This window comes from Rhodococcus sp. BH5 (assembly GCF_027583855.1).
Taxonomy (GTDB): domain Bacteria; phylum Actinomycetota; class Actinomycetes; order Mycobacteriales; family Mycobacteriaceae; genus Rhodococcus_F; species Rhodococcus_F qingshengii.
Genome location: NZ_JAJHVW010000014.1, coordinates 27,001 through 50,885, shown reverse-complemented (window position 1 = coordinate 50,885; position 23,885 = coordinate 27,001). Strand labels below are relative to the sequence as shown.

General features: G+C 62.9%; 24 protein-coding genes. 3 read left to right on the top strand and 21 right to left on the bottom strand.

What is annotated here, in order from left to right; translation table 11 throughout:
• Positions 1 to 43 precede the first annotated feature (43 nt).
• From RhoBH5_RS27075 to RhoBH5_RS27045, 7 genes are all read right to left on the bottom strand, one after another.
• A complete protein-coding gene (locus RhoBH5_RS27075) occupies positions 44 to 469 on the bottom strand; it encodes a TM2 domain-containing protein (protein WP_270009009.1) in 426 nt (141 codons plus the stop codon).
• Entirely contained in the window at positions 466 to 1,539 is a 1,074-nt protein-coding gene (gene lgt / locus RhoBH5_RS27070) for a prolipoprotein diacylglyceryl transferase (protein ID WP_019748656.1), read from the bottom strand. The genes RhoBH5_RS27075 and lgt overlap by 4 nt, the downstream gene beginning before the upstream one ends.
• Positions 1,536 to 2,339, bottom strand: a complete 804-nt coding sequence (trpA, locus tag RhoBH5_RS27065; RefSeq protein ID WP_003944010.1) for a tryptophan synthase subunit alpha — start codon at positions 2,337 to 2,339, stop codon at positions 1,536 to 1,538. The genes lgt and trpA overlap by 4 nt, the downstream gene beginning before the upstream one ends.
• Positions 2,336 to 3,685 (bottom strand): tryptophan synthase subunit beta, encoded by a 1,350-nt coding sequence (gene trpB / locus RhoBH5_RS27060; protein ID WP_007728699.1) that lies wholly within the window; start codon positions 3,683 to 3,685, stop codon positions 2,336 to 2,338. Before trpB ends, trpA begins: the two co-directional genes overlap by 4 nt.
• Before the next feature lie 74 nt (positions 3,686 to 3,759).
• A complete protein-coding gene (trpC, locus tag RhoBH5_RS27055) occupies positions 3,760 to 4,569 on the bottom strand; it encodes an indole-3-glycerol phosphate synthase TrpC (protein WP_003944016.1) in 810 nt (269 codons plus the stop codon).
• A gap of 125 nt (positions 4,570 to 4,694) precedes the next feature.
• Positions 4,695 to 5,399: a TIGR02234 family membrane protein gene (locus RhoBH5_RS27050; protein ID WP_162114712.1), complete on the bottom strand. Its 705-nt coding sequence runs from the start codon at positions 5,397 to 5,399 to the stop codon at positions 4,695 to 4,697.
• Positions 5,396 to 6,982, bottom strand: coding sequence for an anthranilate synthase component I (locus RhoBH5_RS27045; protein WP_058227001.1), 1,587 nt, complete (start codon positions 6,980 to 6,982; stop codon positions 5,396 to 5,398). The genes RhoBH5_RS27050 and RhoBH5_RS27045 overlap by 4 nt, the downstream gene beginning before the upstream one ends.
• 57 nt (positions 6,983 to 7,039) lie before the next feature.
• On the opposite strand from RhoBH5_RS27045, the gene RhoBH5_RS27040 reads away from it, so the two are divergent.
• Positions 7,040 to 7,498 carry a peroxiredoxin gene (locus RhoBH5_RS27040; RefSeq protein WP_030536758.1) on the top strand — a complete coding sequence of 153 codons (459 nt, stop codon included), beginning with the start codon at positions 7,040 to 7,042 and terminating at the stop codon, positions 7,496 to 7,498.
• 39 nt (positions 7,499 to 7,537) lie between these two features.
• Here RhoBH5_RS27040 and RhoBH5_RS27035 read toward each other — a convergent pair whose 3' ends face one another.
• Complete coding sequence (locus tag RhoBH5_RS27035) at positions 7,538 to 8,320, bottom strand: dioxygenase family protein (RefSeq protein WP_003944012.1); 783 nt, start codon at positions 8,318 to 8,320, stop codon at positions 7,538 to 7,540.
• 174 nt (positions 8,321 to 8,494) lie between these two features.
• On the opposite strand from RhoBH5_RS27035, the gene RhoBH5_RS27030 reads away from it, so the two are divergent.
• Positions 8,495 to 9,004: a MarR family winged helix-turn-helix transcriptional regulator gene (locus RhoBH5_RS27030; RefSeq protein ID WP_030536759.1), complete on the top strand. Its 510-nt coding sequence runs from the start codon at positions 8,495 to 8,497 to the stop codon at positions 9,002 to 9,004.
• A 28-nt stretch (positions 9,005 to 9,032) separates the two neighbouring features.
• Here RhoBH5_RS27030 and RhoBH5_RS27025 read toward each other — a convergent pair whose 3' ends face one another.
• A complete protein-coding gene (locus RhoBH5_RS27025) occupies positions 9,033 to 10,571 on the bottom strand; it encodes an FAD-binding protein (protein ID WP_270009008.1) in 1,539 nt (512 codons plus the stop codon).
• A 220-nt stretch (positions 10,572 to 10,791) separates the two neighbouring features.
• Between RhoBH5_RS27025 and RhoBH5_RS27020 the strand changes: the two genes are divergently transcribed.
• Complete coding sequence (locus RhoBH5_RS27020; RefSeq protein WP_003943994.1) at positions 10,792 to 11,382, top strand: TetR/AcrR family transcriptional regulator; 591 nt, start codon at positions 10,792 to 10,794, stop codon at positions 11,380 to 11,382.
• Here the strand turns inward: RhoBH5_RS27020 and RhoBH5_RS27015 are convergent.
• The 12 genes from RhoBH5_RS27015 to RhoBH5_RS26960 are packed head-to-tail and all read right to left on the bottom strand — an operon-like array spanning position 11,379 to position 23,859.
• On the bottom strand, positions 11,379 to 11,837 hold the full coding sequence (locus RhoBH5_RS27015; RefSeq protein WP_270009021.1) for a hypothetical protein: 459 nt from the start codon (positions 11,835 to 11,837) through the stop codon (positions 11,379 to 11,381). The genes RhoBH5_RS27020 and RhoBH5_RS27015 overlap by 4 nt on opposite strands.
• Positions 11,838 to 11,842: 5 nt before the next feature.
• Positions 11,843 to 12,379 (bottom strand): hypothetical protein, encoded by a 537-nt coding sequence (locus tag RhoBH5_RS27010; protein ID WP_270009007.1) that lies wholly within the window; start codon positions 12,377 to 12,379, stop codon positions 11,843 to 11,845.
• Complete coding sequence (locus RhoBH5_RS27005; protein ID WP_270009006.1) at positions 12,346 to 13,665, bottom strand: MCE family protein; 1,320 nt, start codon at positions 13,663 to 13,665, stop codon at positions 12,346 to 12,348. The genes RhoBH5_RS27010 and RhoBH5_RS27005 overlap by 34 nt, the downstream gene beginning before the upstream one ends.
• Positions 13,662 to 14,795, bottom strand: coding sequence for an MCE family protein (locus tag RhoBH5_RS27000; RefSeq protein ID WP_270009005.1), 1,134 nt, complete (start codon positions 14,793 to 14,795; stop codon positions 13,662 to 13,664). Before RhoBH5_RS27000 ends, RhoBH5_RS27005 begins: the two co-directional genes overlap by 4 nt.
• The gene (locus tag RhoBH5_RS26995) at positions 14,792 to 16,054 is read right to left on the bottom strand and encodes an MCE family protein (RefSeq protein ID WP_270009004.1); all 1,263 of its coding nucleotides are present in this window, start codon (positions 16,052 to 16,054) and stop codon (positions 14,792 to 14,794) included. Before RhoBH5_RS26995 ends, RhoBH5_RS27000 begins: the two co-directional genes overlap by 4 nt.
• On the bottom strand, positions 16,054 to 17,076 hold the full coding sequence (locus RhoBH5_RS26990) for an MCE family protein (RefSeq protein WP_030536766.1): 1,023 nt from the start codon (positions 17,074 to 17,076) through the stop codon (positions 16,054 to 16,056). The genes RhoBH5_RS26995 and RhoBH5_RS26990 overlap by 1 nt, the downstream gene beginning before the upstream one ends.
• Positions 17,073 to 18,095, bottom strand: a complete 1,023-nt coding sequence (locus tag RhoBH5_RS26985) for an MCE family protein (RefSeq protein ID WP_054187427.1) — start codon at positions 18,093 to 18,095, stop codon at positions 17,073 to 17,075. Before RhoBH5_RS26985 ends, RhoBH5_RS26990 begins: the two co-directional genes overlap by 4 nt.
• Positions 18,092 to 19,261 (bottom strand): MCE family protein, encoded by a 1,170-nt coding sequence (locus RhoBH5_RS26980; RefSeq protein WP_270009003.1) that lies wholly within the window; start codon positions 19,259 to 19,261, stop codon positions 18,092 to 18,094. The genes RhoBH5_RS26985 and RhoBH5_RS26980 overlap by 4 nt, the downstream gene beginning before the upstream one ends.
• A 9-nt stretch (positions 19,262 to 19,270) precedes the next feature.
• Positions 19,271 to 20,143, bottom strand: a complete 873-nt coding sequence (locus RhoBH5_RS26975; protein ID WP_270009002.1) for an MlaE family ABC transporter permease — start codon at positions 20,141 to 20,143, stop codon at positions 19,271 to 19,273.
• Entirely contained in the window at positions 20,140 to 20,880 is a 741-nt protein-coding gene (locus tag RhoBH5_RS26970) for an MlaE family ABC transporter permease (protein ID WP_070161424.1), read from the bottom strand. The genes RhoBH5_RS26975 and RhoBH5_RS26970 overlap by 4 nt, the downstream gene beginning before the upstream one ends.
• 34 nt (positions 20,881 to 20,914) lie before the next feature.
• Positions 20,915 to 22,168, bottom strand: coding sequence for a cytochrome P450 (locus RhoBH5_RS26965; RefSeq protein WP_030536770.1), 1,254 nt, complete (start codon positions 22,166 to 22,168; stop codon positions 20,915 to 20,917).
• Between the two features lie 53 nt (positions 22,169 to 22,221).
• The gene (locus RhoBH5_RS26960) at positions 22,222 to 23,859 is read right to left on the bottom strand and encodes an acyl-CoA synthetase (protein WP_270009001.1); all 1,638 of its coding nucleotides are present in this window, start codon (positions 23,857 to 23,859) and stop codon (positions 22,222 to 22,224) included.
• Between the last annotated feature and the right edge of the window lie 26 nt (positions 23,860 to 23,885).

Sequence of the window (23,885 nt, the reverse complement as noted above, 5' to 3'; positions counted from 1 at the left end):
AGGCCAGTCCCCCACACATGTTTCCTCGGTTCGCGCTCGCGACTCATCCTCGCAATGGCCGGCGAGCACCGTCCCGCGCATTGCCCGAAAGTATCACGATGCCGTCGACGAACGCCCAGATCCAGATTCCGATCGCAAATGGAATTCCGATGAGGAACGCCGACATGAACAGCGCGAAGAACATGCCGAGCAGTTGGCACAATCCGATGCCGACACTTCCGATATAGAGGCGCCCGACTCCACAGATTCCGAAGAAGCCCAACAAGATCTGCAACAGTCCAGCGGTGCCCTTCGACTTGTCGGAATACGGTTCCCCGGTTACCGGGTGCCGACCGTACGGGGCGTAGGGATCTCCGAACCCGTACATCGATGGAGGCGGCAATGGCTGCTGATATCCGTACGGATTGGGCGCGCCGTAGACCGGTCCCTGATCCTCGGGGAATCCCCCCTGCGAATAGGGACCTGTCACGGCTTGTCTTTCTTCGACAGCTTCACCGCGTCCGACGACTCATCCGACGCTGCCGTGGAGGCGCTTGCCTCACTGGAAGCGGATTCAGCAGCATCGGATTCAGAATCTTCAGCGTCGGCGCCTTTCGCATCGGCCTTCGCCGAATCAGTTTCGGTAACTGGCGCCGCGACTCCTGCTTCGCCGGCAGCTACCGCAGCGACGTAGTCCTTCGACTTCAAATCAGCCGGATCCTCACGACCCTTCTTCGCCAGGAAGAAGTAGGCCAGTGCGGCGAAGAACACGATCCCCGAAGTGAATGTGTTGACGCGAATGCCGGCGATCTCATAGGCGAAATCGTCGCGCATCAGTTCGACGACGAACCGGCCCAGGCAATAGCCCGCGACGTACAGAGCAAACAGACGTCCGTGGCCGATCTTGAATCGGCGGTCGACGAGGACCAGCAGGATCACGATCAGGACGTTCCACACAGCTTCGTAGAGGAACGTCGGGTGAACGACCCGAATGACTTCTCCGTTGGAGACACCTGCCAGTTGATCGAGCTGGCCGGAAGAGTTCACACGCTCGAAGATCTCGAGGCCCCACGGGACGGTGGTCTCGCGACCGTACAACTCCTGGTTGAAGTAGTTGCCGATACGACCGATGGCCTGCGCGAGCAAGATTCCGGGCGCAATCGCATCACCGAGCGCGGACACCGGAATGCCGCGTCGACGGCAGCCGATCCACGCACCGATGCCGCCGAGGAACACTGCTCCCCAGATTCCGAGGCCTCCCTGCCACACCTTGAGTGCGTCGAGTGGCTGACCGTTCTCGCCGAAATAGGCGGGCCAGTCGGTCAAAACGTGGTAGAGCCTGCCACCGATCAGACCGAAGGGAACGGCCCAGATCGCGATGTCGAGAACGGTCCCCTTCTCGCCGCCGCGGGCGACCCAACGACGATCTCCCCACACGATCGCGACGATGATGCCGAGGATGATGAAGAGCGCGTAGGCGCGAAGCGCCACCGGTCCGACGTACCAGACGCCTTGGGGCGGGCTGGGGATATAGGCCAGCAGGTCCACAGTTGAGGTCACGACGCCACGGTAGCCGAGCGGACGCCCTCGGCGAGTTCTTCGGTGAGCGAGCGAACCGCTCCCAGGCCGTTCTCGACCGCGGAGACCAGAGCCGAGCCGACGATGACGGCATCGGCGTATGCCGCGATTTCGGCAGCCTGTGCGCCGGAGCGAACTCCCAATCCGACGCCGACGGGAATGTCGGAATGCGCGCGGATTCGTGCGGTCAGTTCCGGAGCCATCGAAGACACGGCGTCGCGAGCGCCGGTGACACCCATCGTCGAGGCCGCGTAGATGAATCCACTACTCGCATCGAGTGTCATCGCGAGTCGTTCTTCCGTCGAGGACGGAGCGACAAGGAAGATCCGGTCGAGGTGGTGCTCCTCGGATGCTTCCATCCAGGCGCCGGCTTCTTCCGGAATGAGGTTGGGGGTGATCAGTCCGAGCCCGCCGGCGGAAGCGAGGTCTCGTGCGAACTTGTCGACGCCGTACTGCAGTACCGGGTTCCAGTAGGTCATCACGACGGCCTTGCCGCCGACCGAACTGATCTGCTCGATCACGGTGAAGATGTCGCGAAGGCGAACGCCGTTGGTGAGTGCGGTTTCGGCTGCACGCTGGATGGTCGGACCGTCCATGACCGGATCGGAATACGCGACACCGACTTCGATGATGTCGCAGCCGCCGTCGACCATCGCCTTGAACACGTCGATCGATTCGGGAACGGTCGGATAACCGGCAGGCAGGTAACCGACGAGGGCGGCACGCTTGTCAGCCTTGCACGCGGCAAAGGTGGGTGCGAGGCGTGATGGTCGTTCGCTCACTTGTCCGAGCCTTCCGTGTTGTCGTTCTCGTCTGCTGCATCATCCGGAGCGGCTGCCTGACCTGAGGCGCCGTCGAAAAGACCGAACCAGCTTGCGGCGGTGTCCATGTCCTTGTCACCGCGACCGGAGAGATTGACGACGATGATCGCGCCCTCACCGAGTTCTTTGCCCAGTCGGAGTGCGCCGGCGACGGCGTGGGCCGATTCGATGGCCGGGATGATGCCCTCGCGGCGCGAGAGCAGCAGCAGCGCATCCATGGCTTCACTGTCGGTGACGGGTTCGTAGGTCGCACGCCCGATATCGCTCAGGTAAGCGTGCTCGGGTCCGACGCCCGGGTAGTCCAGACCAGCAGAGATCGAGTGCGATTCGATGGTCTGACCGTCTTCGTCCTGGAGGAGGTAGGAGTAGGCACCCTGGAATGCACCAGGGGTACCGCCGGCGAACGTTGCTGCATGCCTTCCGGTTTCGACACCGTCGCCGGCCGCTTCGTAGCCAACCAGCCGTACCGACAGATCGTCGATGAACGGGTGGAAGATTCCGATTGCGTTGGAGCCGCCTCCGACGCAGGCTGTGACTGCATCGGGCAGGCGGCCGGTCAGTGCCTGAACCTGGACGCGTGTTTCGAGGCCGACCACTCGCTGGAAGTCCCGAACGATGGTGGGGAACGGGTGCGGGCCTGCCGCGGTACCGAAGCAGTAATAGGTGTTGTCCGCGTGGGAAACCCAGTCGCGCAAGGCTTCGTTGATCGCGTCCTTGAGCGTGCGCGAACCGGTCTCGACCGAAACGACCTCCGCGCCGAGCAGGCGCATGCGTGCGACGTTCAGTGCTTGACGTTCGGTGTCGACAGCACCCATGTAGATGACGCACTCGAGACCGAGCAGTGCACAGGCGGTGGCCGATGCCACACCGTGCTGGCCCGCTCCGGTCTCGGCGATGATGCGGGTCTTGCCCATACGCTTTGCCAGCAGAACCTGACCGAGAACATTGTTGATCTTGTGAGAACCGGTGTGGTTCAGATCTTCACGCTTGAGAAGGATGCGCGCACCGCCGGCGAACTCGCTCATTCGCGTTGCCTCGAAAATCGGCGACGGGCGCCCGGTGTAATCGCGCTGCAAGCGGTCGAGTTCGTTCAAGAACGTGTCGTCCGCTCGAGCCTTTTCGTACTCCGCAGTGACTTCGTCGATAACCGCCATGAGGGCTTCCGGCACATGCCGTCCGCCGTAGACGCCGAAATGGCCTCCGGCGTCGGGATCGTGGGAGCGCTCGGTGAGTCCCGCGCTGGCCGGCGGCAGATTGCCGCCCTTGAATATTGCACCGGAGCCTGGTTCCTGAGTACGTGAAGTCACCCCACCAGTCTGCCCCAACGGTGTCGCTGGTCACCGCCCGGGTGCATCAAAGCACGCCGGGCGGGTGAAGCGATTTATCGAGACGGTTTGGGGCAGGACGGGTGCGCACCTGCATTGACCAGATCTGCGACGGCCTTGCGAGGGTCGCCGCTGGTCACGAGGCCTTCACCGACGAGCACTGCGTCGGCGCCCGCCCCGGCGTACGCCAACAGATCGGCAGTTCCGCGAACACCGGACTCGGCAATCTTGATCGTCTCGGTCGGAAGACCGGGAGCGATGCGACCGAAGGTGTTCTTGTCCACCTCGAGAGTCTTGAGATTGCGGGCGTTCACACCGATCACCTTGGCGCCGGCTTCGAGCGCGCGGTTGGCTTCTTCCTCCGTGTGCACCTCGACGAGGGCAGTCATTCCCAGAGATTCGGTGCGATCGATCAACGAGGCGAGCGCCTGCTGCTCGAGTGCCGCGACGATCAGCAAGATGACGTCGGCGCCGTGAGCGCGAGCCTCGTGAATCTGGTACGGCCCCACGATGAAGTCCTTGCGGAGCACCGGAATGGTGACCGCTTTACGGACTGCGTCCAGGTCGGCCAACGAGCCGTGAAAACGGCGCTCTTCGGTGAGAACACTGATGATGCGTGCGCCACCGGCTTGGTACGCCGCGGCAAGCTCAGCGGGATCGGCAATGTCGGCCAACGCACCCTTTGACGGGCTCGCTCGCTTGACCTCGGCGATGACGCCGATGCTCGATTCCAGAAGTGCTGCTGCAGCATCGAGTGCAGGCGGTGCAGCGGCCGCAGCAGCCTTGACTGCAGCGAAGTCGAGTACGGCTTCGCGGGCGGCGACATCAGCGCGCACCCCGTCGAGAATCGAGTCGAGTACGGTCATCGTGGCCCGAATCCTTTCTGGGCAAGAGCCCGATGTGAGATACGTCATCAGGGTGGTCTCAGCCTAGTGGGACGAAATTTTGCTACTCCGTCGGGGTACCCACGCAGGTGAGGGTTCAGTCTTACTCAGTGGGACGACCCCGGTTTCGCGCCGTTGTCTCCCCCAACTCCGTCGTCCCCGTCAGTCGCTGTCGGGTCCTCTCCGGCGTCGAGCGCATCCCACAACATCCGTTGTGTCACAGGCTCGTCCGATGCGGGTTTGTCTCCCTGACCGAGCTTGGCTGCGGCCTCGCGGCGCGCGGCAGGGTTGTCGTATTTCGACGACAACCCGCCTCGCACTGGAGGTTTGCGCATCAGAAGTACCGCCGCGCCGAGCGCCGCCACCGCTCCGACCAACGCAAGCAAGGCAGGCAATACCGAAACAGTCGTCGAGAGATCTTCCGGGTGACCGGACAACTCGGCCAAGTCCACCGCTCGGTCCGCAGAGGCTCCGGACACCAACAACTGCACTGCCGGAACCGCTACCGCGATGGCGACGAGGGCAACCAACAGTCCGACTACCCGAAGTGCCCAACCTCGCACCGCAAACGACGCCGCGATCGCCGCCAGAAGCGCGAGCGCGAGCGGAGTCATCGCCGCCGCCCAGGTGCTGCCGTCGAGATCCGTCGTCCTCTCCAGCGTCTTGCCGTCGCTCGAGGTCAGATGAACCCACGTCATTCGTGAGCTGCCCCACAGAGCTGCTGCCGACAACGCCAGCAGAAGCGTTCTCGGCACGGCGGTGCCACGAGAAACGCTTGTAGGCTCCGCTGCACTCGACTCGTTCTCACTCACTGATCGTCACCTCCGATGGTGCGCAGGGTGTGCGCCGACGCAATCGCGCTCAGCACTGCCATCGCCTTGTTGCGGGCCTCGGTGTCCTCGTAGACCGGATCCGAGTCGGCGACGACGCCGGCGCCCGCCTGGACGTATCCGATCCCGTCCTTGATCAATGCCGTTCGGATCGCGATCGCGGTGTCGGCGTCGCCGGCGAAGTCGAGGTAGCCGACGATGCCGCCGTAGATACCGCGCCTGGTCGGTTCCAGTTCTTCGATCAGCTGCATCGCTCGGACCTTGGGTGCCCCCGAGAGGGTTCCAGCGGGGAAGCATGCGGTGACGGCGTCGAGAGCGTGCTTTCCCTCGGCCAGATGTCCGGTGACCGTCGATACGAGATGCATCACGTGGCTGTACCGCTCGATGTGCCGGTAGTCGTGCACCTTCACCGTGCCCGGGCGACAGACACGACCCAGATCGTTTCGCCCCAGATCGACGAGCATGAGGTGCTCGGAGTTTTCCTTCTCGTCGGCGAGGAGGTCCTTCTCGAGCAGGATGTCGTCCTCCTCTGTGGCACCGCGCCATCTGGTTCCAGCGATCGGGTGTGTTGTCGCGACGCCCTCGGCGACGGTGACCAGTGCTTCCGGGCTCGAACCGACGATCGAAAACGCCGTCTCTCCATCACCGTTCGGCACGTTGAGCAGATACATGTACGGGCTGGGGTTCGACGCTCGCAGCATCCGGTACACGTCGATCGGTGCTGCAGTGCAATCGATCTCGAATCGCTGCGAGAGAACTACCTGGAATGCCTCGCCCGCTTCGATGTCGCCGATCAACTTGTCGACATCGACACCGAAGCTCTCGGTGGTGCGCTGACGACGGTAGTTCGGAGTCGCTTTCGAAAATGTCGACACCGTCGATTTCGCCGGCGCCGCGAGAGCACGAGTCATCGCGTCCAACCTGGCGACTGCGTCGTCGTACGCCGTGTCGACGCGCTCGTCCGTGCCGTCCCAGTTGACGGCATTGGCGATGAGGGTGATCGCCCCTTCGTGGTGATCGACTGCGGCGATGTCGGCGGCAAGCAGCATGACCATTTCGGGGATCTGCAGGTCGTCGACCGCGGAGTCACCCAATCTCTCGAGGCGCCGCACCGCGTCGTAGCCGAGGAATCCGACCATTCCGCCGGTCAGCGGGGGCAGGTCGGGCAGCCGCTCCGAACGAAGCAGCTCGAGGGTGGCACCGAGCGCGTCGATCGGGTCGCCGCCGGCCGGAGCGCCGGCCGGAACGTTGCCGTACCAGGCCGCCTCTCCGTCCACGACGGTCAGTGCAGCCGGACTCCCGACGCCGATGAACGACCACCGCGACCACGAACGACCGTTCTCGGCCGACTCGAGCAAGAAGGTGCCGGGACGATTGCCGGCCAACTTCTCGTACGCCGAGAGCGGAGTTTCGGAGTCCGCCAACACTTTCCGAGTGACCGGAACGACCCGGTGCTCAGCTGCGAGAGCTCGGAACTGCTCCCGGGTCGTGGTGGAATCGGACGCGTCACCGACGATCGCGGTGTCGGATGACCGTGCGGACATGGAGGTGGGCTCGCCGTGCATGGCTCCATCATCCCAGGCTCCCCCATGTGGCCGTCGTGCGCGGGTAACCTCGGCCGAATGAAACCAGGCCAACTCGCTCCCGATTTCTCACTGCCCGACCAGGACGGGACTCCGCGCTCGCTGACGAGCCTGCTCGAGAACGGACCCTTGGTCCTCTTCTTCTACCCGGCAGCCTCGACGCCGGTGTGCACCGCCGAGGCGTGCCACTTCCGTGACCTCGGCAGCGAATTCGCCGCGGTGGGCGCTTCGCGAGCGGGCATCAGCACCGATACGGTCGAAGCTCAGTCCACCTTTGCCACCGCACAATCCTTCGACTACCCCCTACTCGCCGACACCGAGGGCAAGGTAGCCGAACAGTTCGGCGTCAAGCGCGGACTCCTGGGCAAGTTGGCTCCGGTCAAACGCTCGACCTTCGTGATCGACACCGACCGCACCGTCCTCAAAGTCATCTCGAGTGAACTACGCGCCAACACCCACGGAGACCAGGCGCTCGAGTTCCTTCGCAATCGAAGCTGACGTGCCTGGGCACCTGATTCTCTGCGCGATTTAAACCCTCTATGCGACCTGAATCGAGCGCTTCGCAAGCCCCATCCAGAATCCGTCGATCACCTGGGTGGGCACCTGTTCCGGATCGGACGACGCACCGAGCGTGACGAACAACGGGGCGAAGTGCTCGATGGTCGGATGCGCGTACGGCATCCCGGGAGCTTGAGCGCGGAAGTCGATCAAGGAATCGACGTCACCGGCAGCGAACCTCTCCCCTGCCCACGCGTCGAATTCCGCCGACCATCCCGGGGCCTGCGCCTCCGGTGACGGATCGCGCAGGAACGGTAGCCCGTGCGTGGTGAATCCGGATCCCACGATCAGTACACCTTGCTCACGGAGTGGCCGTAGGCGCTGTCCGAGATGGAGCAAACGCTCGGGATCGAGGGTTGGCAGCGAAATTTGCAGTACCGGGATGTCTGCGTCCGGGTACATCACCGTGAGCGGCACGTAGGCACCGTGATCCAGGCCTCGATTCGGCTGCTGAACCACGCGTTCGTTGTCCGGCATCAACGCGGCAACCTGGGCGGCGAGTTCCGGAGCGCCGGGAGAGTTGTACTTCGCGCGGTAGAACCTCTCGGGAAAACCACCGAAGTCGTAGATGAGCGGGGTGCCCGTGGTCGTCGATCCGATCGTCAGCGGTGCTGATTCCCAGTGCGCCGATACGACGAGGATTGCCGTCGGCCGCGGAAGATCGCCGGCCCACGCCCCCAACTGGTCGACCCACAACGCGCTGTCCACCAGCGGCGGAGCACCGTGGCTGAGATACAGCGCAGGCATGGTTGTGGTGGACATACGGACTCCTCGGGATAGACATTCGTCGTAAGTTGAAGATTCAACCTAATATAGAACTCAACACTTGCGTCCCGCAACTATTCCCCGCAGGATTCTTCTGGACATGCGTCTGAGACGCTGTACACAAGCACGCTCCGTGCACGAAGAATGCTCGACCCGAAGGAGAAGTCACCGATGAGTGAACCGACCGCGCAGCCCGACGCGCAGTCTCAGACGAAGTGGCTCACAGCCGAGCAGCAAGAAGCATGGCTGACACTGATCGCTCTCGTGACACGGTTGCCTGCCGCACTCGACACTCAACTACAACGCGATTCGGCACTCACACACTTCGAATACTTCGTACTCGCGGCACTCTCGGACGCCCCCGACCACAAGCTCCAGTTGTCGGTACTGGCCCAGCGCGCGAACGCGTCCCTGTCCCGCCTCTCGCACGTGATCACGAAGATGGAGAAGGCCGGCTGGGTGAAACGGGAAGTCATTCGTGGCAGCCGCGGCTCCAACGCAGTGCTCACCGATGAGGGAATGGCAAAGGTGGTCGCGGCCGCACCGCCGCACGTCGCCTCAGTTCAAGGTCTCCTCTTCGAGGGCCTCGACGATCGCCAGGTCGCCCAGCTTTCGTCGTTGGGTACAGCAATGCTCACCCAACTGGACAAGGGAATCGCCGCCGGACTCGGCAAGGCCTGACCACATCCCCGAGACGAGCGACTGATGATCAAGACGGCAGCTTCGCGAGGTCGAGTGCAGCCAAGTGACTGAACAGCATGCTCGCTCCGATCGGGTTTCCACCGCCGGGGTACGTAGTCCCGCTGGCCGCTGCCATCGTGTTCCCCGCCGCGTACAACCCGGCAATCGCCGTACCGTCGGATTTGAGCACCCTCCCGGTCGCGTCGGTCCGTAGACCACCTTTGGTCCCGAGGTCGGAGATGCCGAAAGCGGCAGCGTGAAACGGCCCTTGATCGATCGGTACGAGCGGCGAAGCCCCCTCGGAGAAGGCGCGGTCGTACGCAGTGTCTCCTCGACCGAAGTCCGTGTCGACGCCAGTCGCCGCAAACGCGTTGAATCGCTTCACGGTCTCCACCAGTTCCGCTGCGGGAACATCGATCTGGGCAGCGAGGTCTTCGAGTGTCTGTGCACTCTTCCACAACCCCGCAGCCACGTACTGCTCCGTCTGGGCCATGGGTACGTTGGGTGCCTTCACCGGCGGCACTGCGCCTTCTCTGTTGTCGTAGATCATCCAGTACGGCGTGGTCACTTTCCCTGCCCGCATGTGTTCGATGACAGAGCGACCCAAGCGGTCGTACGGCGCTGATTCGTTGACGAATCGACGACCGTCGTCGTCCACGAAGATTCCGCCGGTGAACCACAGCGCAAACGCGGAGCGCCCATCTGGATGGGTGAGTCCCGGCGACCACCAGGCCTCGCCCATCAGGTCGGTGTCGACACCCGCGGCGACCGCCGCCTGGTGCGCCTTCCCGAGGTTGCCGGGGCAGCCCATCGTGTCGAGAGCGGATCCGGGGACACCGAATTCGGCACGCATGGTCTCGTTCTGCTCGAATCCACCGGCGGCGAGGATCACTCCTCTGCGTGCCTGAATGGTTCGACGCCGACCATCTCGGTCGACGACGGCTCCGACCACCACTCCGTCCTCGACAACCAGTTCCTCGAGAGTGGTCTTCAGGTGCATGGTGGCGTTCGGGAGTTCCGCAAGAGCCAACAGGAATCGACCGATCAACGACTGGCCGCCGACGAGGTACTTCGGCAACTCCTCCCCCAGCCGTTCCGTCGCCAGCGGCGGACGAAGCGAATCACGAAGCGCACCCAGCTTGTTCGCGTTCATCGGCTTGGGAACAATGTGCCGTCCGCTCGCTCGAGCCTTGGGCTCCTCACCGAAGTAGTCGGGCCACGGCAGTATCTGGAACTCGAAGTTCGAGTCCTCTTCGAGGTAGTCGATCAACCCGGCGCCACCTCGAACGTAGGCTTCCTGAACGTCGGCGGGCGTACGATCACCCACCACTGATCGGTAGTACTCCAGCGCATCCTCGATGGTGTCGACGTCCCCGCCCCGACGAAGAACGGCGTTGCACGGGAACCACATTCCGCCGCCGCCCGAGTACGCCGTTGTTCCGCCGTACTTGTCGGTTGCTTCGATCGCAATGACGTCGAGGCCTTCGCGGGCTGCCGTGTACGCGCCGGTGAGTCCACCACCTGATCCCACAGCGAGTACGTCGCACGTCTCGTCCCACTTCGCCATCGTCAGCCTCTCTGATTCTGGGCACAGTTTCCGAACATGTTCTAGAAATCGTTCTAACACATGGACTTAGCGATCGCGGGGGTTCGAAATTCTGTCCCACCGAGCGGGAGCGAGACATGACGCCGAGCGGGAGCGAGACATGACGCCGAGCGGGAGCGAGAACGAGCAGCGATAGCGCACACTTTGCTCGCACGGGTCTGATCCCGTAGTGTCTGGACACATGTCTGGTAAGACCAAGTTCGAGTCCACTCGCCGCAGACTGACCCAGCAGCAAGCCGAAACCGTCGATCGATTGACCGCGGCAGCGATCACGGTCCTGCGCGACAAAGGGTTTGCCGATCTGACCGTGCGGATGGTGGCAGCAGAAGCCGGTGTCGCCGCGGCTACGGCATACACCTATTTCTCGTCCAAGAGTCACCTTGTGGCAGAACTGTTCTGGCGTCGCCTCGACGCGGTACCCCACGAGCCCTCCCCGGAGGCGGAACGGGAAGCGCAGGTCTGTTCGGTCCTGCGCAGCGTCGCACTCCTCGTTTCCGACGAACCGGAGCTGGCCGCGGCCGTGACCACGGCGATGATGGGCAATGATCCCGACGTCGAACACCTTCGGGGACGTATCGGCAAGAACATCCGCGAGCGGCTCATCGAGGCGCTGGGGCCGTCATACGATCCCGACGTACTCGAAGCACTCGAAATCTCCTGGTCCGGAGCGCTTGTTCGAGCCGGCATGGGTTACGAGTCCTATTCGCAGATCGCAGACCGGCTCGAAGTCACTGCCAGGCTGATCATGGCGGGCCGCGACAACCTTCACTAGACGGGGGTCATGGCACTCACCAGCCATGTGCCGTCGACTCGATCGAGTGTCACCTCGACTCGGCTCGACGTCGACGCTGGTGCCGGCCGCGCGGTACTCGTCGTGATCTGATCGACGAACACGAGCACTTCCGCGCGGTCCGCGGCAACGGAGAGCACACCGACATCGACGACTCGGGCTTTCGTGCTGATTCCCTGCTCCTTCGACTGTGGGGCAACTGTTTTCGATCCGAATTCGGTGAAACTGTCCTGAAACGATCCGCCGGCGCCTTCGGCCGCTCGTGCGAGATCGTCGTCGACGGTATCGCTGTTGTAGCTCAGGAGCTTCTCGACGAGCGTGGGCGCCACACCGATCACCTCGGCACGTGCGGTTTCAGCGTCCCTCGAACGGTGGTGACTCCAGATCGCAGTGCCGCCGACTCCCATCAAGACCAACGCTGCAAGCGCTATGACCATGCGCTTCACGGCACGAACTCCACACTCGACATCAGTACCCGCCCGTCGACGTCCTCGACACCGACGCGCAGACGGTAGGTGCGCGCCGAAGACTCTCCCGCTGAATTGCCGACCTGAGCAGATGCCGCGATCAGCACCACCCCCGAGTTACCGGATTCCGATGCCAAGGCTGCGGTGTCGACACGCCCGTCGGAATCGACGGCAAAATCACGGATGGACGCGACGAACGCAGATTCGCCGGACTTCAGTTCGTCGGCAAAGGTTCCCGTACTCAGCGACTGCAGTGTCTCGAGGTCCTCGTCGACTGTGGCGGAGTGAACGTCGATCAGAGCGAGGGCTCCTGCGACCGCACCGTCGACGAACCCTTGACGCTGGGACTCTCGCGCGCGGTCCGATCGAACTGCCAGAGCACCGAAGACGACAACGACGCTCAGAGCCACGAGTGCAATCCAGACCAGGGCAAGGAGTACACCGCGCTTCCCTCCGACCGGATCCAGCACCTCGCCCCTCAGCGATTCGTCGGCATCAGCAACTGTTGCCACGGCTCACCCTCCCCCGAATCGGAAGCAGCAGGAGCCAATTCCGTGTGTTGATAGTCGACTCCGTCTGGCCCCGTGTACAACTCGCCGGGCGCATTGGTTCCCGAGGGGACGTACGGATCTGGGCTCCGACAGATCTCCGGGCTCGGTGCTCGTTTACCCGGTACCTCCATACAGGGAATGTTCCGGGATCCACGAACTGCGAAGACCGAGTTCTGCGGAACTTTGCAGTACAAGTCGGCCGGGGTGTCCGGGACACTCATCTGGGTCGGGTCTCGTCGCTGATCGGCCGGAAGGTAGCCGGTCGAGCAGGCCGCAGGGTCCTGCGCTTGGAGGTGGAAGTTGACATTCGCGGCGCCGTCCACCTGCCCGCGTTGGACAACGGTTTCCTGTGCCGCGACCAGTGGCGGCAAGATGACGAGCACCTGCTCCAACCCGGCGTTGTACGTCAAAGCCACCTGAGCGGTGCTGGTGAAATTGGCAAGCAGCACAGGCAAAGTGGGTTTGAGGCCTTGAAACAGCAGGTCGGCTTCAGTCGCGAAGCCCGGTCCGGTCTCGAGGATATTGCGCACGGACCCGTCGGCGACCTCCAACTGTCCACTGAGTTGAGCGACACTGGACGCCCACTGGCGAATCTGATCGCCCGTCACCACCTGTGTCTGCAGGAGCGGATCCAACTGCTGTACGAGCGTCGTGGCCGGGGTTGTGGCAGCAGACATCTGATCGACGAACGAGGTGGTCGAATCCAGCAGACGAGCCAGGTCCTCTCCCCTGCCACCGAATGCTGCCGCGGACTCGTCGATCACCGACCGCAACTTGTCCTGCGGTACCGATGCGAGCATCGCCTGCGCCTGATCGAGGACCGGTCCGATCTCGGTCGGGATCGTGACAGCGTCAGGGCCGATCACGTCTCCGTCGGCCAGAAAGGGTCCGTCCGCGGTTCTCGGTTGCATGTCGACGTATTGCTCGCCGATGGCCGACACACTTCGCACCGCTACTGCGAGCCCGCTGGAGGGAACGGGAACCGCACTCTCCAAAGATAATTCGGCGCGTACCACTCCCGGAGACAGACGCACCGACCTGACCTGACCGATGGTGTCGCCGCGATAGGTCACGTTCGCGTTCCGATAAAGGCCACCGGCGTCCGGCAGTTCGACTGTCACCGAATAGCGCCCGATGCCGAGCATGGCCGGAACTCTCAGGTACGAGATAGCCGCTGCGCTCATGCCTATCACCGCCAGGATCGCGAAGATCGTCAATTGCCTTCGCACCAGCTTCGTGAGAATCATCGTCCACCTCCCTGGGCGGGCTGCGCTGTGCCAAGTGGGCCGGGCTGTCCTGTGCCGAGTGGGGCGGTCAAGGGATCTACCAGGATTCCGCTCTCCACTGGTGTTTGCGGCGCCCCGAACGGAGTGCCGAAACCGAGCCCCGACTGCAGACGATTACTCGTGAGGTCGATCAGCGCCCACAAATTGGTGTAATCACCGCGCATTCCGTCGTCGATGGTCGTCTGGGGGAAGGGGAAGGTACTCAGGTTGCCCAAATTGTTGATCAGGTCCGGTCCTGTTTCGACCACCTTCTGCAGCGTCGATTCCAAGGAGCTCAAATTGGCTTTCAGATCGTCGCGGGTCCGGTCGACCAGATCGGTCCCGACGTCCCCGAACCTGCCGACCGCATCGAGGGCGGTGGTCAGGTCGACGCGTTGGGCGCTCAGTTCCGCCAAGGCTGGATCGAGGGTCTCCAACGCCTCACCGAGAACGTCTCGCTGAGCCGTGATCTCGCCGGCGAACACGTCGAGATTCTCCATGGTCGTGACTATCGCCTCGCGTTGACGGTCGAGTGTCTCGGTCACGGTGTCCATCTGGCTCAGCAGGTCGCGCGCCGCATCCGTCCGTCCGCCGAGAGCAGTGTTCAGTTCCGTGGTGATGCTGTGAATCTGGGCCAGCCCACCGCCGTTGAGCACCAAGGACAGTGCGGTCAACGCTTCCTCGGTGGTGGGATAGACACTGGCCGATGCAAGGGGAATCACGGATCCCTCCGACAACCGCCCTTCCGGCGCCACCTCGGTGGGCGGCGCGAGCGCGACGTGTTTGGATCCGAGCAGACTGGTTTGGCCGATCGTGGCAGTCGCGTTGGCGGGCAGCGACACCGAGCCGTCGAGCGCAACCGTCACCCGTGCGTGCCAGTTGTCGGTCTCGATCGCACTGATACTTCCGACTGTCACGTCGTTGACCATGACCGGAGAGTTGGGACTGATCGACGTGACGTCCGGCATCTCGATCACGACCGAGAAACTTCCCTCACCGCGGCCAGCCGCGCCCGGCAGCGACACCGAATTCAGCCCGCTCCATTGACAACCCGTCAGAACGAGCACGGCGCTCGCCGCCACACACACTGTTCCCCACCGGCGGCCAGTCATCGTGATCCTGTCGACGGCATGAGCAAGCCGGTCAGATCAGACGCCACCGGTACCGTCGGAAAGCCCAAGGCGCCAGTCGGTTCCAGATCAGGCTCGCTGTACACCAGTTGGTCCGGAAGAGCGCCGAGCGCCCGGGTCGGATTGATGCTCAGGTCCGGGTAGTTGGCCTTGATCGTGTTGAGCAACGGGCCGAGGTATTCGATGCACAAATCCGCGCCCTTCTTCGAGGTGTCGTTGGCCAGGCCGGCGATTCCGCCGCAGATCAAGTCGATCGGGTTGCCGACGTTCTGGAATGCGGGCACACCCACCATCGCTCCTTGGGCCGGCCGGTAGACGTTGTAGTAGTTCGACAACGCTGTCGGAGCCAGATGCAGTACCTTCTCGAGGCCTGCGCGCTTGTCGACCAGTACCTGGGACACGTCGGCCAACTTCGCGATCTGCTCCGTCAAGCCGGTTCGGTTCTGTTCGACGAACCGCTGTACGTCGACGACGGCGGCGTCCAGATCGGCGAGAGCCGGAGCCAATTGCGTCCGGCTCTCGGCGAGCACACTCGAGACATTTGCCAGTCGTCCTTGGAACTGAACGATCTGTTCGTCGCTTGCGGCGAGTGCGGTCGTGAAGGTCTGCAGGCCGCGGATGGTGCCGAACAGATCGGCTCCGCCTTCGTCGAGTGTGCTCATAGCCTCCGAGAGTTCGGTCACCGAGCGCCCCAGCGCTTCTCCGTTGCCGGCCAGTGCGGATCCGGCACCGTCGAGGAAGTTGGCGGCGGGACCGCGATCGTCCCCGACGGGACCCAAAGCATCGGCAGCCCGGCCCAGCTGTTCCTTGATCTGGTCCCACTCGACCGGGACGGCCGTTCTGTCGAGTGGGATCTCCGCACCGTCATTCAGTGCGTCGGCGCCGTCCGTCACCGCCGGCATCAACTGCACGAAGCGGGCCGAGACCAGCGACTGGGCAACGATCACCGCTTTCGCGTCCTCGGCGACGGGAACCTCGCGCGCCAATTTCAGTTCGACGCGCATTCGATCTCCCTGTGGGGCGATCGCGGTGACGCGGCCGACGTCGACTCCCACGACACGAACGTCGTCACCGACATACAGACCGGTCGTCGAGGTGAAGTAGGCCGTCACGTTGTAGTAGCGCAGATGTTGCACCGCAAGGTATCCCGACACGACGACGATCGCCGCACCGATGACGCTTCCACCAACGACGGCGATTCGACGCCAGTTCACCGGTTTGCGAACTCGTAAGGCACCCATCATCGAACCTCCGGAATCGGTAGCGGCGCAGGTGGTAGCCCGAACATCGCGTTGATCAACGGTTGGGTGTATTGCGCTGGCACCAGGTTCTGAACGTAGGCGTAGTAGAAGGGGCCGCTGGCCACGGTGTCACCGAGCGTGCCCACGTACGTACCGAGACCGTCGATTCCCTGAGAAAGGTTGTCCTTGTTGTTCTGCAGAATTCCGACAACCGTGTCGAGTTTGCCGAGGACCGGCTGCAATTGCGCCTCGTTGTCGTGGACGAGTCCGCTCAGCTGGGTCGACAACGCCGAGATGTTCGTGATCACTTCCCCCAGCGCCGCCTGTCGCCGGTCCAGTTCTCCCAACAAGGCGTTGCCGTCGACGAGTAGCGCGTTGACCTGTGGTCCACGCTCGGCCAACGTCCCGGCGACGTCGTTTGCATCGGACAGCAAGGTGCGCAACATGTCGTCGCGTCTATTGACGCTGTCGGAGATCCGTGCGACACCGTCCAGCGCCGGCCTCAGGTTCGGCGCACTGTCGGACATCACCTGCCCCACTGCGTCGAGCGATTCGGAGAGTTGGTCGAGATCGATGTCCTCGACCGTCGTGGTGAGGTCACCGAGCACGTCGGGCAGCGAGTACGCCGATCTTGTTCGCTCGACCGGGATCTCGCCGCCGACCGCGATCCTTCCCGGACCGTCCAGATCGAGCGATACCGCTCGCTTGCCGAGCAACGACATCGTGGTGACGGCCGCCGATGTGCTTTCTCCCAAACCGATCGAGCCTTCCAGTGTGAAATCCACGCGCGCGAGTCCGTGCTCGACCTCGATCCGATCCACCGTTCCGATCTTCACTCCGGCGGCGTTGACTTCGTCTCCCGGCGCGAGACCGCTGGCGTCGGCGAACACCGCGCTGTACCCGACACCCGATTTCAGGAACTGCAGATTCTGATACTGGAGCGATGCCAATACGACGGCGGCCGTGACGACCAATCCCACGACCCCCACGCGTACGGCCTGGCTCTGTGCCATCTCTCTCATCGTGGTGCGCACCTTCCGGTCGTCTGATCCACCAGGTCGACAGTGAGCGGCGTACCGTCGGCACCGTCGACCTTCAGTGCGATTCCGCACAGATAGAAGTTGAAGAACGACCCGTACGAGCCGACTCGGATCAGCTGCTTGTAGTTCGAGGGCATGGACGCGAGAATCCGATCGAGCTCACTTTGTTGCTCGATCAGCGGATTCAGGCTTGCGTCCAGCTTCGACAGGTTTCCCGCGATGTCCGGGCGAACTCCGGCGAGGAGATCGGCGAAGGCGCCTGATGCGGTGTTCACACTCTCGACGGCAGTCCCGATCATCTCCCGGTCCGCCGCGAGCCCGCTGACCAGCTGTTGTAGGTGATCGAGAGTGTCACTGAACTGACCACCGCGGCTGCGCAATTCGCTGAGCACACCGTCGAGGTTGCCGATCACTCGACCGATCAGTTGGTCGCGGTCTGCGAGAGTGTTCGTAATCGATCCGGTGTGCACCAGCACCGATGCCACAGTTCCGGACTGGCCTTGAAACACCTCGAGCAAGGACATCGACAACGCGTTGACCTGCTCCGGGTCCAGGGCTTGAAACAGCGGCTTGAAACCACCGAGTAGCGCATCGAGGTCGAGTGCCGGTGCGGTGCGATCGACGGGGATGCTCTCGCCCTCCGGTTGCGGTTCCGCGATCCCCGGATCGTCGAGCAGTTCGAGGTATCGATTACCCACCAGATCCTGATATCGAACAGCGGCCCTGGTCGATACGGTCACGGTGTCACCCGTATCCACACTGAAACTCACGTGGGCACGGTGATTCCCACCGAATTCGACGGAGCCGACAGAACCGACCGGCACACCGGCGATGCGCACCTTGTCGCCGGCTCTGAGCCCGGAGGCGTTGACGAACTCCGCCGAGTACGACCTCGCGTCGCCACCCCGCAGCTGGCCGAACACGAGGATCAGCCCGGCGTTGACGAGGATCATCACCAGAACAAAAATTCCGAACTTGACGGTGTACCCACGAACTTTCATCGGATCTCCGTCCCGAACAGGTAGCTCATCAGATCCGGGACCGTGTTCATCGGTTGCCCACCATTCGGCTGACGCTCGGGCGCAAACGGATTCACCCCGGTATCGGTCACCAGGTACGGAGCATTGACGTTCGGGTCGCGCAGTGGAAGGCCCATACACTGCGGGCCACCTGTTGCCGCGACCTTCGGGAGGTCGTCGGGATATCGGTACGGTTCGGTTCCGGCGATCAGACCGATCGACATCTTGATTCCTGGTTGTCCGTTGTAGGCGCCGTCGCCGATCTTCTTGCTCTCCTGCAGTCCGTGGAACATGCAGGGAATCACCGGGGAGTATTCCTCGAGCAGTGCGGTGGTCGGCCGCAGTAACGACAGAACGGTGTCGATACCGTCGGCGTTTTCTCCCAGTACATCTTCTCCGGTGCGGGCGACCCCGATCACGTTGAGCAAGAGGAGATCAAGATTCTGCTGCTCGTCGAGAACAGTGGTTCCCGTCGTCGTGAGCGAGTCGAGTGTGTCCATCAAGTCGAGAACAGCGTCGCGGTAGGTCTGTGTGACGGCTGGTAAATCCGTCAACACATGATCGAGAGCCTCACGTGCAGTGTTGAATTCGAGCAAGGAGGAATCTGCTTGTTCGAGTGCGACCCCGAGCCGTTCGCCGCGTCCTTGCAGAGCAGTCGAGAGGGCACCCAATGTCGAATCGAGTTTGCCCGGGTCCACCGTCCGGAGCACGGTGGTGAGTTTCTCGAACACCGTGTTCAGCTCGACGGTCACCCGGGATGCGTCGATCGTCGCTCCGGCGGCAAGTCGCGCACTACTCGGCTGCTCCGGCGAGGACAGGCTGACGAACTTCGCGCCGAAGGCCGTGTTCGACGTGATCGCCACATCCACGTTTGACGGAATCGATTCGAGCGCTTGGGGATCGATCGACAACGACAGTTGTGCGGTGGCGTCGTCAGTCGGCGTGATGGACTCCACCGAGCCCACGGTCACCCCGGCCATCTTCACCCGCGCGCCCGGATCCATCACGAGCCCCGCGCGCTCCGCGATCACCGTGATCGGGACGCGAGCGACAAACACCTGGTTGAAAGACGCGACCGACAAAGCGATGACCCCGACGATCGCCGCAGCCAAGCCCAGAGCAGCCAACTTGTAGCCGTATCTGTGCACGCAGTCCCCCTAACCGGACAGATTGAAGTTGCCGGAACCGCCGTAGAGCGCGAGTGAGACGAGCAGGGTCACCGCCACGACGCAGATCAGCGAGAGCCGAACCCCGCGGCCCACTGCAGTTCCCACGCCCGACGGTCCCCCGGACGCGTTGTATCCGTAGTACGTGTGGATCAGCATCACCAGTAGTGCCATCACGAGCACTTGAACGAAGGACCATGCGACATCGACCGGATCGAGGAACGTCGTGAAGTAGTGGTCGTAAAGACCGGAGGACTGACCGAACAGCACGACCGTGGTGGACCTTCCGGCCAGAAAAGATCCTACGAGCGCCAATGAGTACAGCGGCAAGATCGCGATCATCCCTGCGGTGACGCGGGTGCTGACGACGTACGGGACCGAACTGATCGCCATCGATTCGAGGGCGTCGATTTCCTCACTGATGCGCATGGCACCGATCTGCGCGGTCGAACCTGCGCCGATCGTGGCCGACAGGCCGATTCCCGCGATGACCGGCGCAGCGATACGAACGTTGATGAAGGCGGAGAAGAATCCGGTGAGCGCTTCGACTCCGATATTTCCCAGTGAGCTGAAACCTTGGATCGCAATGGTGCCGCCCGAGGCGAGAGTCAAAAATCCTACGACCGCAACCGTGCCGCCGATCACTGCCAAAGCTCCGGTGCCCATGCTGATCTCGGCTACCAGCCTCAACACTTCTTTCGGGTGTTTGCGAATTGCCCACGGGATGTGAGCGATGGCGCGCGCGAAGAAGACAGCTTGTCGCCCGACATCGTCGATCGAGCGTGACGTTCGAGCCACCCGCGCCCGCGTGCGTCCGAACTTGCCGATTTGTGCCAGCGAATCCGACAGCGTCACCTCTCTCACCCCGCCGTCAATCGGATGCCGACCGCGGTGACGATGGTGTTGACGACGAACAACGCCATGAATGCGTACACCACCGTTTCGTTGACGGCCTCCCCCACGCCTTTCGGCCCACCCCGTACCGACAGTCCGCGATAGCAGGCCACCAATCCCGCCAGCATCCCGAACAGTGCAGCTTTGACCATCGACAACGCCACCTCGGGCAGGCCGGTCAGCAACGTGATTCCCTCGACGAAGGCGCCAGGGTTCACGCCCTGGAGAAACACCGAGAAGGCGTAACCGCCGGCGATGCCGATGACGCAGACGAGTCCGTTGAGCAGCAAAGCCACCACGGTCGACGCGACCACCCGCGGAATCACCAACCGATTGATCGGATCGATCCCGAGCACCTCCATGGCGTCGATCTCTTCACGAATCGTTCTCGATCCCAGATCGGCGGCGATGGCTGTCGCGCCCGCACCTGCCACGATCAGCACCGTCACCACCGGACCGACCTGAGTCACGGCACCGAGCGCGGCCCCGGCGCCGCTGAGGTCGGCGGCACCGATTTCGCGGAGAAGGATGTTGAGGGTGAAACTCACCAGGACCGTGAACGGCACGGCTACCAACACTGTCGGCACGATCGACACCCGGGCGATCATCCAACTCTGCTCGAGAAACTCTTGCACCTGAAAGCGGTTGCGGAACAAGCCCACTGCGACATCTGCGCCCATCCGGTAGAACTGGCCGAGTTCGCGCATCGGGCCCGCAAGTGCAACTCTTCCGCTGTACACGTCAATGCCCCGAAGGACATGACGTGGAGTTGCCGTAGTCGACCTTGAATTCCTTGATCCCGTTGAGCCAACCGGACGAGAGCCTGCTCGGATCGCCGAGCTTGCTGATGTCGGGCATGTGATCGGCGATCTTGCCGAAGATCAGATCGACCTCCATTCTGGCCAGGTTGGCGCCGACGCAGTAGTGCGGCCCGGTTCCTCCGAACGCGAGGTGCGGGTTCGGGTCTCGGGTGATGTCGAAGACGTCGGGGTTCCCGAAGACGGTTTCGTCGAAGTTCGCCGAGCCGTAGAGCAGTACGACGCGCTGCCCCTTCGCAATCGCAGTGCCGGCAATCTGTGTGTCCACCACTGCTGTTCGTTGCATCGACGTCAGTGGCGAAGCCCAGCGGATGATCTCGTCCGCGGCGGTGCGCGGACGCTCGCGCTTGTACAGTTCCCACTGATCCGGATGCTCGAGAAATGCCATCATGCCGAGTGTCGTTGCGTTTCGCGTCGTTTCGTTGCCCGCGACAGCCAACATGATGACGAAGAAACCGAACTGTTCCGGGGTGAGTTTCTGCCCGTCGATGTCGGCATGCACCAAGCGCGAGATGATGTCGTCGAGCGGTTCCTCCCGTCTCGCCTCAGCCAGTTGATAGGCGTAGCCCAATATCTGCGCCGACGCCATCCGAGACTCGCCGGCGAGTGACTCGTCGTCGTATCCCGTCATCTGATTCGACCATTCGTACAGCTGACGGCGCCCGTCCTGCGGTACACCGATCAGCTCCGAGATCGCCTGCATGGGTAACTCGCTGGCGACCTGGCTGACAAAATCACCGCTACCTTCCGCCACGGCAGCCGACGCTATGTCTTCTGCCCGCGCTTCCAACCCGGCCCGCATCGCTTCCACCGACCGCGGAGTGAACAAGCGTGCCACCAACTTGCGCAGCTGTGTGTGCTCAGGGGCGTCCTTGTTGATAAGGACGTGTTTTGTCGCCTCCAACTCCTCCGCCGAGATGTTGTCTTCATGCCGCGGAATGCAGCCGTTGACGTTGCTCGAGAACTCCTCGCTGCGCAACGAGACGTCGCGGACGTCTGCGTGGCGGGAGACAACCCAACAACCACCGTCGTGAAATCCGCCGGTACCCGGTTCCTGGGCGTTCCACCAGACCGGAGCGCATCGTCGTAGTTCGGCGAACTCGGCAAGCGGGACGCGCTCGCCGTACAGATGCGGGTCGGTCACGTCGAACCCGTCGGGAAGGTCGATCTCAGGCATTGCAGATGCTCCTTTACGGATGGGTGCCGGGTGCCGGGTGTTGCGTGTGAGCGCTAGTCGATCCGGTGGACCGGGTCGCTGTTCTGTGAGAACTCCTTGGCCCAGCGGTAGTCCGGCTTGCCGCTCGGCGCTCGAACGACCTCGTCGGCGATCCAGAAGGAACGCGGAATCTTGTAGCCGGCGAGGTGACTGCGGGCGTGCTTCTCGATGGAATCGAAATCCGGTTCCACACCGTCGCGGATGCGAAGCACTGCCGCCACCCGATTGCCCCACCGCTCGTCCGGAACACCGATCACTGTCGCGTCGTAGATGTCGGGATGGGCCTTCACCACGGCTTCGACTTCTTCCACGAAGACCTTCTCGCCGCCGGTGTTGACCACCATGTTTCCCCGTCCGAGAAGGGTGACCGAGCCGTCGTCCTCGATCCGCGCCCGGTCTCCGGTCACCACTGCCCGCGCGCCGTTCACCTCTCGGAATATCTCGGCCGACTTCACCGGATCGTTGTAGTAGCCGAGTGGAACGTTTCCGAGTTTCGCCAGCCATCCTTCGGCGCCCGAGCCCGGCTCCAACACTCGGTTGTCGTCGTCGACGACGACCGTGAATCTGTTGGCGCCCACTTTGGGTCCGTCACGCTGCTCGAGCCCTTTGGTTGCGAATCCGATTCCGCCGAAGCCTGTTTCGGACGATCCAACCGAATCGGAGATCATCAGATTCGGAAAGACGTCGAAGAACGCATCTTTGACCGATCCGGAGAAGAGCGCAGCGCCGGAGGCGAGCACAGCCAGGCTCGACGCGTCCGGCTGCAATTCGTGATGGGCTTCGACCAGTGGACGGCCCATGGCGTCGCCGGTGATGACCATGACCTGCGGCTGATACTCGGCGACGACCTTCCAGACCTGTGCCGCATCGAACTTCGGTTCGAAGATGACGGTGTTTCCGGAGAACAGAGCGTTGAACGTCGGCATCAGTGCCGAGGTGTGGATCAGCGGTGGAAGCATGCACCACCGCATCGGTTCGGCTGCCGCGGCGCCACCGCGCGACTGCTGGTACTCGTCGGCGATCGGCTCACCCGAATAGAAGTCGTAACCGCCGGCCAACACGCGCCAGATGTCTTCCTGCCGCCAGACGACGCCTTTCGGTCGTCCGGTTGTTCCGCCGGTGTAGAGAACGTAGACGTCATCGCCGGAACGCTCGGGAAATGCATGTTCACCTGTGCGAAGCGAGGATTGGTTGCCGAGCGCATCCTCGTACGCCACTGCCCCCGGAATCGACGGTTCGTTCCCGAAAGCGAGTTCGTCCGCCACCTCGATCACGTACTTGACCCGCGGCGCGGACACCAACGCCTCGGCAACCCGCTCAGCGAAACCACGATGGAAAACCAACGCCGTGAGATCCGCGTTCTCGTACAGGTAAACCAATTCGTCGCTCGTGTAGCGGTAGTTCACCGTGATGGGAACGCCGCGGATCTTGAAGGCCGCGAGGACAGCAACCATCGCCTCGATCGAGTTGTGCAGCTGAATACCGATGTGCGAACCGACACCCAACCCGACGGACTGGAAGTAATGCGCCAATCGGTTGGCGCGCTCGTCGAGCTCACGGTATGTCACCTCCTCGCCGGAAACGATCAGCGCGAGGCGATCGGGCATCACATCGACGGAATGCTCGAACAGGTCTGCAAACGTGTACGCCATAGGTTGAGTCCTTCGGGTTCGGCCGG